This window comes from Bifidobacterium sp. ESL0790 (genome assembly GCF_029395435.1).
Lineage (GTDB): Bacteria > Actinomycetota > Actinomycetes > Actinomycetales > Bifidobacteriaceae > Bifidobacterium.
The window spans coordinates 832,918-844,068 of record NZ_CP113915.1; the positions used below are offsets into that span (position 1 = coordinate 832,918).

The 11,151-nt window shown below is 63.2% G+C and carries 6 protein-coding genes; 4 read left to right on the forward strand and 2 right to left on the reverse strand.

What is annotated here, in order from left to right; all coding sequences use genetic code 11:
• Nucleotides 1–18: 18 nt before the first annotated feature.
• Nucleotides 19–2,511: a PASTA domain-containing protein gene (locus tag OZY47_RS03015; RefSeq protein ID WP_277178612.1), complete on the reverse strand. Its 2,493-nt coding sequence runs from the start codon at nucleotides 2,509–2,511 to the stop codon at nucleotides 19–21.
• 246 nt (nucleotides 2,512–2,757) lie between these two features.
• Nucleotides 2,758–3,960: a polyprenyl synthetase family protein gene (locus OZY47_RS03020; RefSeq protein ID WP_277178613.1), complete on the reverse strand. Its 1,203-nt coding sequence runs from the start codon at nucleotides 3,958–3,960 to the stop codon at nucleotides 2,758–2,760.
• A 218-nt stretch (nucleotides 3,961–4,178) separates the two neighbouring features.
• Between OZY47_RS03020 and OZY47_RS03025 the strand changes: the two genes are divergently transcribed.
• The 4 genes from OZY47_RS03025 to OZY47_RS03040 all read left to right on the forward strand — a co-directional run bounded on the left by OZY47_RS03025 (nucleotide 4,179) and on the right by OZY47_RS03040 (nucleotide 11,120).
• Nucleotides 4,179–5,258 carry a hypothetical protein gene (locus tag OZY47_RS03025; RefSeq protein ID WP_277178616.1) on the forward strand — a complete coding sequence of 360 codons (1,080 nt, stop codon included), beginning with the start codon at nucleotides 4,179–4,181 and terminating at the stop codon, nucleotides 5,256–5,258.
• Between the two features lie 151 nt (nucleotides 5,259–5,409).
• On the forward strand, nucleotides 5,410–6,879 hold the full coding sequence (locus OZY47_RS03030) for an RNA polymerase sigma factor (protein ID WP_277178618.1): 1,470 nt from the start codon (nucleotides 5,410–5,412) through the stop codon (nucleotides 6,877–6,879).
• A gap of 170 nt (nucleotides 6,880–7,049) precedes the next feature.
• The gene (locus tag OZY47_RS03035; protein WP_277178620.1) at nucleotides 7,050–9,554 is read left to right on the forward strand and encodes a DNA topoisomerase IV subunit B; all 2,505 of its coding nucleotides are present in this window, start codon (nucleotides 7,050–7,052) and stop codon (nucleotides 9,552–9,554) included.
• 279 nt (nucleotides 9,555–9,833) lie between these two features.
• On the forward strand, nucleotides 9,834–11,120 hold the full coding sequence (locus OZY47_RS03040; RefSeq protein ID WP_277178622.1) for an MFS transporter: 1,287 nt from the start codon (nucleotides 9,834–9,836) through the stop codon (nucleotides 11,118–11,120).
• Nucleotides 11,121–11,151 lie beyond the last annotated feature (31 nt).

Consider the following 11,151-nt stretch of genomic DNA (forward strand, 5'->3'; position numbering starts at 1 on the left):
GGATAACGATTAGCGCGCTCAGACGACCGTCAGGGTGATGACCGTGGGGTTGCCGTTGCCGTCGCGCACCGGGACCTGCTGGCCGGGGTCGGGCGATTGCAGGCGCACTTCATGCCACACATCGCCTAGAGGTGCGGATATTTTAACTTTTAGTCCTAGCGCTTCAAGCGTCTTTTGCGCGTCGGAAGAAGATTTGCCGCGCACGTCGGGGATGGTGACCGTCTCGGGGCCCTTGGAGACCACGACGTCCACCGAATCGCCCCAATGCAGCTGCGTGTTGGCCTTCACCGACTGGGAGATGATGTTGCCGGCCTTCACGGAATCGCTGAACTGCTCGGTGTAGTTGGCCTTGAGCTTCGCGTCGTCGAGCGCCGTCTGCGCCTCGGCCTTCGAGCGGCCGGTGATGTCGGGCATGCTTACGGGCATCGGACCCTTGGAAAGCACGACGGTCACCTTGCGGTTGTGCGGCACCGTGGTGCCCGGCTTCGGGGTGATGGAGGTCGCCGCGCCCTGGGGGAGTGTCTCGGAATACTCGTCCTTGGTCTCGTCGTGCGCGATGTTGATGAATCCGGCCTTCTTCAACGTGGCGATCGGCTTCTTGCCGTCGACGGTCTGCGGGTCGAGGATGTCTTTGGGCACGGTGACCTGGCGGATGCCGCGCGAGACGACCACCTTGAGCTTGGCGTCGCGGCGTTTGCTCACGTGCGAGCCGACCGTGCCGGGGTTGGTGGAGATGATGTCGCCGCGCTTGACGGTGTCGCTATAGCTCTGCTCCACCTCGTAGGGCACGCCGGCGACCTTGAGGGTACTCTCATAGGGGCTCCAGCGCACGTCGGTGATCTTGCACGCGGTCTTCTCGGGGCAGCTCAGCTGGTCGGGCTTCGGCACGCTCCAATAGCTGCCCGGGCCCAGGAAGTACCACCAGGCGCCACCCGCCGCGGCGAGGACGAGGAGCCCGGCGATGATGGCGATGGTGATGGCCTTGCGATGGTTGCGTTTGGCGGGCTTTGTGCCGGAGGGGGAGGCGGGGAGCGCGATTTCGCCGGCGTTTGCGACGTTCCCGCCATTCATGTCGTCGTCTGGCTGGGGCGCGTCCATCAAGCCGATGGCGATGGTCGGGTCGTTGACGGCCTTCGAGCCGTCGTTGGCCAGCGTGCGTCCGTTGATGGACTGTGTGGCCGCGTTGGGAGCCGCGGCGCTCAGGCCGGACCGCTGGTATTGCACTGTGGTCGGCTGGGACGTCGCGGTTGGCGTCTGCTGAGATTGAGCGGTGTCGGATTCGAGCGGCGTGAAAATCGATGTGGATGCGGACGACGAGGCAGGACGCGGGGGAGCCGGGGCCTGGGTCATCCAAGGGTATGGATTGCCCGGCTGGCCGTTGCCATTTGTTGCATTGGTTGCGTTCGAGGCGTTCGTGTCGTTGGTATTTGAGGGGTTGAGTGTGCCAGCGTTATCGATATCACTGGTATTTCCATCATTCTGGCTCTCCGCTTGATATCCACGATTGTCTGCGGTCACGTCGATATCATCGCCGGGGGGATTCGCCGCCGCGTTGTTCTCGTCGCGTGCGTCAATCAATGCGCCGAAGGGATGCTGCGAATCCACTTGAGAACCGTCAGCAGCGTCATCGGAGCCATTCGCGGGCCGGCGATATGACCAGGCCTTCACATCCAAACGCGAGCTCAGCGCCTTCAGCTCCCTCAACGCGGCGGTCGCGTCGGTGGGCCGGGCGGAGATCTCGCGCCGGGTGAGCTCCGTGATGAAGCCGTCGATGGCTGGGCTGATGCCGGGGCACACCGTGCTGATCGCCGGCACGTCCTCGTGCACGTGCTTGAAGACCATGGTCACCGGGTTGCCCGAGGCGAACGGCACCTCGCCGGCCAGCATCTCCCAGGCCATGATGCCCACGGAATACAGGTCGCCCTGCGGTGTGGCCTCGTTGCGCTCGATGATCTCGGGGGCGAGGTAGGCGGCCGTGCCCAGCAGCATGCCGGTGGTCGAGAGCGTGGCCTGGCTTACCGCCTTGGCGAGGCCGAAATCGGTGATCTGCACGCGCCCGCGGTCGTTCAGCAGGATGTTCTCGGGCTTGATGTCGCGGTGGACCACGCCGGCCTGGTGGGCCGAGGAGAGGCCATCGAGGGTCTGCGAGATGATGCGCACGGTCTCGCGCACGCTCAGCGCCCCGCGCTCCTCCATCTCGTGGCGAAGGTTGACGCCGTGCACGTATTCCATGACCAGAAAATCAAGGTTCTGCCAGGTGCCGGTGTCGTAGACCTGGACGATGTGTGGGTTGCTGATGGCCGCGGCGCTGCGGGCCTCGCGGTGGAAACGTTCGACGAACTGGTCGCGGTGGGGGCCCTGCGCCAACTGGGTGTGCATCACCTTGATCGCCACAGTGCGGTCGAGCCTCAGGTCAAGCGCCTTGTAGACCGTGGCCATGCCGCCATCGGCGATTTTGGCGAGAACGCGGTATCGGCCTTCGATGGTTGGCGCTTGGTCGGTCTGACTCATGGGGAGGTTGACATTCCTTGACTGGGGGTTGATGACCTTTACATTTTACATGTGGAGAGGTACTAGGCGCGGGGAAGTGGAATGTAGGGACGCCTTCGGTCGGGTTGTTGGTGGGTTGGGTTGCAGGCGGATGGCTGGCGGCTAGCTGGCGGGCGGTTGTTGGAAGCATGGCGAAGAGCTGATGGAGGATTATCGGGGGATTGGCCTGCTGTTTATTGGTTGGCTTTTGATTTGGGAATTAACTAGTTATCGCAGGCTTTCGGGAATGAACTGCCGACACATCTCCTTGAGCTCGTTGCGGCTCGCGGCCTCGGGGAACGCCTTGTCGATGGCCTCGCTCGAGTCTCGCCACAATTGTGCTATACGCTCGCGCGAGGCGTCGATGGCGCCGGTGGAGGCGAACAGATCGAGGACCTTGCGCACGTCCTCCTCGTCGCGTTTCGGGGACTCATATATATCGATCAAGGTCTGGCGGTCGCTTGCGTTGGCGTGGGTGAGCGCGTCGGCGAGCAGCACGGTGCGCTTGCCTTCACGGATGTCGCCGCCCACGGGCTTGCCGGTGCTCGCGCTCGTGCCGATTACGTCAATGAGGTCATCGGCCAGCTGGAAGGCGACGCCAAGCGGCAGGCCGATCTCGCGCGCGGTGCGCTTGGCCTTGTCGGGCTCCATGCCTGCTGAGGTCAGGCCGAGCATGAGCGGGGCGATGGTGGTGTAGCTGGCGGTTTTCCAAGCGAAGACGTTGAGCGAGGCGCGGGCCAGTGTTTCGGGCTGGCTCAAGGGGAGGCGTTCGGCGGCGAGGTCGAGCGACTGGCCGATCTCGATGGCCCGCTGCATGTCGAGGAACGCCGAGATTCCGGCGTTTTGATTGGCCAGGCCGTGATTGGTGAGGGCGTTTGCCGCGATGCTGGCCGAGGCGGTGGCCAGCATGTTGCCGAGCATCAGCGCCAGACCCGTGCCCATTTGCTTGTTGCCTGTCGTCTGGGTCAGGGCGGTGTGGGAGCTCGCGCGGCCCCGGCGCAGAGGGGAGTCGTCGATGATGTCGTCGTGGATGAGGGCGCTGGTCTGGTGGATCTCGATGGCACAGGCGAGGTCGAGCATCGCGTCGTGGGGGTCCAGCGTTTGGGGGCTGGATGAAGTGTTGGTATCGGTGTCATTATCGGCGCCATTGCTGTCGCCGGCGTTGTCGCCGTGATGGCCAGAAAGTGTCGTCGTTTCAGATAAAAGCGAACCGTGGCCCGTTGCCTGCGTGCCCACTTCATAGGCGGTGAGCGCGAGCCGGGCGCGCAAGCGTTTACCGCCCGCGTTGGCGGCCATGGCCTGGGCGACCAGCTCGCTGATGGTCGGCTCGAGCGCCTCGTCCAGATTGCTTTGCGCCGGGCTCGGCATCCAGGATCGGGTCAGCTCGTCGATCCGCCGGTCGATGGCGGAGTTATCCACAGTCGTTGACATACCTCGAGGTTATCCACAACGACATACTTGCACCCAAATCGTTGATATTGCAACGAAAACAACCGTTCGACCACAGTGGTCGAAAAACCTTCGGAAAAATCGGAAAGTGTGTCATAGTTCAAGGACGGGTCATTGAAAACGACTCGGAACCAGTGAGAAACAATGATTCGCCGTGATGAAAACCAGCGCGGCGGTGAGACTAGAAAGGGATGATGACCATGAGCGAAACGAGGCAAGGAAGCAGCCAACATCGGCGAGACGAGGCGATGCGTGGTGCGGGTGCGTCGGACGTGGCGGCCAACGAGGACGACATGCGTCGAGGGAAGTCGGGGAACGGCGGCGTCGCCGAACGGACGCAGGCACATCCGAAGAAGAGGCGGCGTGGAAGCGCACGCCCGGGTGACGCGGGGCGGAACCGGCCCTCTCGTGGCGACCGGGCGCGGCGCAAGGAGCGCGTGCGCCATGCTTCCGGCCGCATGGTTCCTCCTTATGTGCATGATGAGCTGGAGGACGATGAGTTGGATGAGTTGGAAGAGAGACTGTCGTGCCTGCCTGTCGGATGCAAGGTACGGAATATCCGAGTCGTGGACCCATCTGCTGATGACGATGAGTGTTGCGTCGGCGAAGAGCGGTTGCGCTGCGACGAGGATGAGGAACGTCACGTCGGCGATTGCCACGGTGAATTCGACGATGGCGAAAGCGACGACGATTTCGACATCGAGGACTTGGAGGAGCTGGCCGAACTGTTCCATCGCCGTCGCATGGAGGAGGGCATCGCCGAGGCGGAGCGCGAGTGGCTTGACGAGCCGTTCTCGAAATGGAACGAGAGCCTCGCCCACGGCCGCGAGGGGCTGGACCATGATTGCGCGTGCAAGCTGGTGGTGGCGATGGCCGACGAGCTCGCCGCCCGCGACGCGCTGATCCTCTCGCTGGTCGGCGACCTCAGGGGCGAGAAGGCGACGAGGACCATGCTCCGTTGCGCCACGCATCCGCATGATCCGGGCAATGTGCTGATGCTTTATCGACGGCTTGACCGGGCTTTCAACGACGCGACGCTGCGCCCCGACTCAGGGCGCTGCAAAACCGGCGTCGACATGCTCCTCGACATGGCCTCGCGCTCCCCGGGGCGCTTCTGCGTGCAGCCGCTGTGCGTGGTGGCCTACACCTTGTGGTGGCTGGGCGACGGCGAGGCCGGCGACTTCGCGCGGCGGGCGCTGGAGCATGACGGGTCGTGCGTGCTGGCGCGCATCATCTGTTCGGCGGTCGACGACGGGCTGTGCCCGGCATGGCTCCAATAGCGGGTGGAATGGCGGTGGCATGCGAAATTGTGCGAAATGGGAATAATCGTCGCCACAAGATGGTTTACTCCTATGTTGGGGCATTGCCATCATGTGAGCTTGCGTGTTTATATCGAGCGCTTCAGTACGGTATTCGTTCAGGAGGATAAGTTTGGCCAAGAAGGAACAGGCGACAGCGTCGAAGGTCGATCAGGAAAAGACCGATGCCAAGGGTGAGGTGAAGGCCGAGGAGACGGCCTCGCACCCGACGCGCAAACGCAAAACCACGGCCAAGAAGGCAGGTACGACGGCCAAGGGTTCGACAGCCAAGGGCGCGTCCGCCAAGAAGAAGGCCACCGCCGCCACCAAGCGCAAGGCCACGAAGACCACGAAGGAATCGAAGAAGAAGGTGGCCAAATCGATCAAGCCCACCGCCGACAAAGACGATGAGGATATCGAAGACCTCGATGAGGACAACGAGCCCATCGACGAGGACGACGATTTCGACGACCTCGAGGACGACTCCTCGTCCATCCGCGAGGATGATGACGACGACAGCGACGATGACGATGACCGTGACAGGGACGCGACCGACGAGGCCGTGGACCATCACAAGGCCGCTGCGCTGCCGAAGGCCAAGGGCGCGTTCGTGGTCAACGACCGTGATGATGACGACGACAACCTGACCCCTTCGGGCAACCCGAAGCGCAGGGTCGTGGCCGCCGGCGCCACCGCTGATCCGGTCAAGGACTATCTCAAGCAGATTGGCCGTGTCAACCTCTTGAACGCCGAGCAGGAGGTCGACCTCTCCGAGCGTATCGAGGCCGGGCTCTACGCCCAGCACCTGCTTGACACCGACTCTGATGGCATGGACTTCAAGCGCAAGCGCGAGCTCAAGTGGGCGGCGAACGACGGCAAGAAGGCCAAGGACCATCTGCTGGAGGCCAACCTTCGTCTGGTCGTCTCGCTGGCCAAGCGCTACACCGGCCGCGGCATGCTCTTCCTCGATCTGATTCAGGAAGGCAACCTGGGCCTCATCCGCGCCGTCGAGAAGTTCGACTGGAAGAAGGGCTTCAAGTTCTCCACCTACGCCACTTGGTGGATTCGCCAGGCCATCACCCGCGCCATGGCCGACCAGGCCCGCACGATTCGCGTGCCCGTCCACATGGTCGAGGTCATCAACAAGCTTTCTCGCGTTCAGCGCCAGATGCTGCAGGACTTGGGCCGTGAACCCACGCCTGATGAGCTGGCACGTGAGCTCGATATGCCCGTCGAGAAGGTGCAGGAAGTCCAGAAGTACGGCCGCGAGCCGATTTCGCTGCACACCCCGCTCGGCGAGGACGGCGATTCCGAGTTCGGCGACCTGATTGAGGACACCGACGCCATCGCGCCTTCCGAGGCCGTCGCGTTCTCCCTTTTGCAGGAGCAGTTCAAGCAGGTGCTCGAGACGCTTTCGCCCCGTGAGGCTGGCGTTATCAAGATGCGTTATGGCCTCGAGGACGGCCAGCCCAAGACGCTGGACGACATCGGCCGTGTCTACGGGGTGACCCGTGAGCGCATCCGCCAGATCGAGTCCAAGACCATGTCGAAGCTGCGCCACCCGTCGCGCTCGCAGACGTTGCGCGACTTCCTCGACCAGTGATGACGCTTTTGGTGCCCGCCGCCTAGCACGGCGGGTTTTCCGTTCCTGTGCCACGCGCCTTATGCTCGCGCCCGCGCCTCGCGAGGTGGCTGGTGTTGGCGAGGCTGTTGGGTATTCTGGTAATCCGTGGCTGAAGGCCGATAGACGAAATTCGAGGTAGGTAGCGATCAATGGTTGAGGAATACAACGCCAAGAACCTGTCGGTGTTGGAAGGTCTTGACGCGGTACGCAAGCGTCCGGGCATGTATATCGGCACCACCGACAGCCAGGGCCTCATGCACTGCCTCTGGGAGATCATCGACAACTCCGTCGACGAGGCGCTTGCCGGGGCCTGCGACAAGATCGTGGTCACCCTGCACACTGATGGCTCCATCGAGGTGGCCGACAACGGCCGTGGTATCCCGGTGGACGTCGAGAAGAAGACCAAGCTCACCGGCGTCGAGGTCGTCTTGACCAAACTGCACGCCGGCGCGAAATTCGGCAATTCCTCCTACGGTGCCTCCGGCGGCCTGCACGGCGTCGGTTCCTCCGTGGTCAACGCGTTGAGCTCGCGCCTGGACGTCGAGGTCGACCGCAACGGCAAGACCTACCATATGGCGTTCCACCAGGGCCATCCCGGCGTCTACGACGACCCGGACGCCGAGCATCGCTCGCCGGCCAACAAGTTCAAGAAGACCCGCAAGAACAAGCCCACCGAGCTCGAGGTGATTGGCAAGGTCTCGCGCAAGACCACCGGCACCCGCATCCGCTACTGGGCCGACCCCGAGATCTTCAACGATACCGCCCGTTTCAGCTACGAGCAGCTCATCGACCGCGTGCGCCAGACCAGCTTCCTCGTGCCGGGCCTCAAGATCGTGGTCATCGACGAGAACATTCCCGAGACCGGCGACGCGGCCGTCGACGACATGATTGAGGTCGACGCGCCCGCCGCGCCCGCCGCTGAGGGTGCCGACGTCGACGCCGCATCCGTTGGCGAAGGTGTGCTGAGGGCTGATGGTGCGGACCTTGGCGATGGTGATGGTGCCGAAATCGATCATGACGTCAGCTCGTCCGATTCGGAACCCAGCACGCTGTTCGGCACAGAGACTGAAGAGACCACTGGCGAAACTTCTTCGGACAGCGACACGGTTAGTGACGTTGCGGACAACGCTGTTGACGTGCAAGGTGACGAAGACGCCAGCAGTGACAGCGACAGCGATGCCTCGGATACGCAAGCCGAAAGCGGCGCTGACGCCTCCGATTCCGCCTCGCTCGCCGTCGACACCGACACGAAGTCCGAATACACCCACAAGCGTGTCGAGGAGTTCCTGCACACCGGCGGCGTGAAGGACTTCGTCGACTTCCTCTCCCACGGCGAGCCCGTCTCGTCGATTTGGCACATCAGCGGCGACGACACCTACGTCGAGGAGACGCAGGCCGTCGACGAGAACGGCGACCTGCACGCGCAGAAGACCAAGCGTAACTGCCAGGTCAACATCGCCCTGCGCTGGGTCAACGGCTACGACACCACCATCCGCAGCTTCGTCAACGTGGTGGAGACCCCCGGCGGCGGCATGCATGTCGACGGCTTTTTGCAGGGTATGACCAAGCAGGTGCGCAAGGCCGTGGAGGCCAACGCGCGCAAGCTCAAGGTGAACCTCAAGGATTCCAAGACCAAGATCGAGCGCGACGACATCCTTGCCGGGCTCGTCGCCGTGGTCACCGTACGCATCGCCGAACCGCAGTTCCAGGGCCAGACCAAGGACGTGCTCGGCACCGCTCCCGTGCGCCCGATCGTCTCCCGCATGACCGACAAGCAGTTCGGCGAGATGATCACCGGCTCCAAGCGCGGCTACAAGGAGCAGTCCGGCAGGGTGCTCGAGAAGATCGCCGGCGAGATGCACGCGCGCATCCAGGCGCGCAAGACCAAGGAGGTCACCCGCCGCAAGAACGCGCTTGAGTCCGCCTCGATGCCCGCCAAGCTCTCCGATTGCCAGCCGGGCAACGACGACGTGGCCGAACTCTTCATCGTCGAGGGCGATTCCGCTTTGGGCACCGCCAAGGCCGCCCGCAACTCCGGCTTCCAGGCCCTGCTGCCGATTCGTGGCAAGATCTTGAACGTGCAGAAGGCCAGCATGACCCAGATTCTCGCCAACAAGGAGTGCTCGGCGATCATCCAGGTCATCGGCGCGGGGTCCGGCGCGAACTTCGACGTCACCCAGACCCGCTACAACAAGGTCATCATGATGACCGATGCGGATGTCGACGGCGCGCATATTCGTATTCTGCTGCTGACGCTCTTCTACCGGTTCATGCGGCCGCTCATCTCGCACGGCCACGTCTACGCCGCCGTGCCGCCGCTGCATCGCATCGCGCTGGCGGGCAAGCACAAGGGCGAGTTCATCTACACGTATTCCGACGACGAGCTGGCCGGCAAGCTGGCCGAGCTCGACAAGAAGGGCATCGACTACAACCCCGATGTGCAGCGCTACAAGGGCCTGGGCGAGATGGACGCCGACCAGCTGGCCGACACCACCATGGACCCGCGCACCCGCATGCTGCGCCGCATCTCGATGGAGGAGGCCGAGGACGCCAGCGGCATCTTCATGCTGCTGATGGGCGATGAGGTGCCGCCGCGCCGCGAGTTCATCGTGGAGAACGCCGACGACTTCGACCGCACCAAGATCGACACCTGAGTTCGGTTTCGGCGATTGCCCGTCCATGCCTTGTTGATTGGGGTGTGGGCGGGTTTCGTTGTGACGCGGACGAATGCGATGGTGGAAACGATTTTGTTCAGGTGTCCATATTGTCGTCTGAATATTCCGTATCGTGAGACATGCGTATTTCGTTTCCGGCCCGTGTTCTCAACGGTATGAGAGAATCGGAACGTTGTTTTTTCTTTATGTTCGTCACGTGTCGGGGTTGCCAAACCAAGGCCTTCGGTGTGACGGCCATCGTGGCCAAAAGGAGCTATCGTGACCAATCTGCTGCTGGCCGTCATCTATCTGGCGTTCATCTCGCTGGGCCTGCCCGACTCGCTGCTCGGCGCCGCGTGGCCGAGCATGCGCCCGCAGATGGGCGTGCCGATCTCGTGGGTCGGCGGCATCTCGATGATCATCTCCGCCGGAACCATCGTCTCCGCCCTGCTCTCCGACCGCTTGACGCTGCGTTTCGGCACCGGCAAGCTCACTGCCGTCTCCGTGGGGACGACCGCGGTGGCGCTCTTCGGCTTCTCCGTGGCGCCCAATTACTGGATTTTGGCGTTGATTGCGATTCCTTACGGTCTCGGCGCCGGGGGAGTGGACGCTGCGCTCAACAACTACGTCGCCGTGCATTATGCCAGCCGCCACATGAGCTGGCTGCACTGCATGTGGGGCATCGGTGCCTCCGCCGGCCCCTACATCATGGGTTTCGCGCTCTCCAACGGGCAGGGCTGGTCGTGGGGCTACCGCTACATCTCCATCATCCAGGTCGTGCTCACCGCGATCATCGTGCTTTCGCTGCCGTTGTGGAAAGGGCGCAAAGAGGTGCCGGCGGGGCAATCCTTGGATGGCGATGAAAGTGAGACTCCGGTACATAAAACCGAAGGCGTCGCCGAGGTCGAAGCCAAAGTCGAAACCGTCGCTGATACCGGAACAGTAACCCAAACCGATTCCCAGCCGGGACCAGTCAAACCGCTGGGTCTGCGTGGAGTCTTCGCCATCCGCGGCGCCAAAGAGATTCTGGTGATGTTCTTCTGCTATTGCGGCATCGAGACCACCGCGGGCCTGTGGGCCTCGAGCTACATGGTCGGCCACGACGGCATCGGCAAGGTGCTGGCCGCCAGCCTCGCGAGCCTGTTTTATCTGGGCATCACGGCCGGGCGCGCGCTCAGCGGGTTCATGACCATGAAATTCGACGACCCCACCATGATCCGTATCGGCCAGGCGGTGCTGGGCGTCGGCGTGGTCATCATGCTGCTGCCGTTGCCGGGGCACGTCGCCACGATTGTCGGGCTGGTGCTGGTCGGGTTGGGTTGCGCGCCGATCTATCCCTGCACCATCCACGCGACGCCCGCCTATTTCGGCGCGGACCGCTCGCAGGCCATCGTCGGCGTGCAGATGGCCTCCGCCTACTCCGGCTCGCTGCTCATGCCGCCCCTTTTCGGCCTGGTCGCCCAGCACGTCTCCATGTCGCTGTTTCCGTGGTATATCCTCGTGATGCTGGGGCTCATGGTGGCGATGCATGAGACGCTGCGGCGCAAGGTGGCGCGGCAGGGTTGATCGGCGTCTGATGGTCGGTCGCCGTGGCCGG

Excerpts from the sequence above, each read along its gene's own strand:
- OZY47_RS03025 (WP_277178616.1), top strand. The coding sequence starts at position 4,179 with ATGAGCGAAACGAGGCAAGGAAGCAGCCAACATCGGCGAGACGAGGCG.
- OZY47_RS03015 (WP_277178612.1), bottom strand. The coding sequence starts at position 2,511 with ATGAGTCAGACCGACCAAGCGCCAACCATCGAAGGCCGATACCGCGTT.
- OZY47_RS03035 (WP_277178620.1), top strand. The coding sequence starts at position 7,050 with ATGGTTGAGGAATACAACGCCAAGAACCTGTCGGTGTTGGAAGGTCTT.
- OZY47_RS03020 (WP_277178613.1), bottom strand. The coding sequence starts at position 3,960 with ATGTCAACGACTGTGGATAACTCCGCCATCGACCGGCGGATCGACGAG.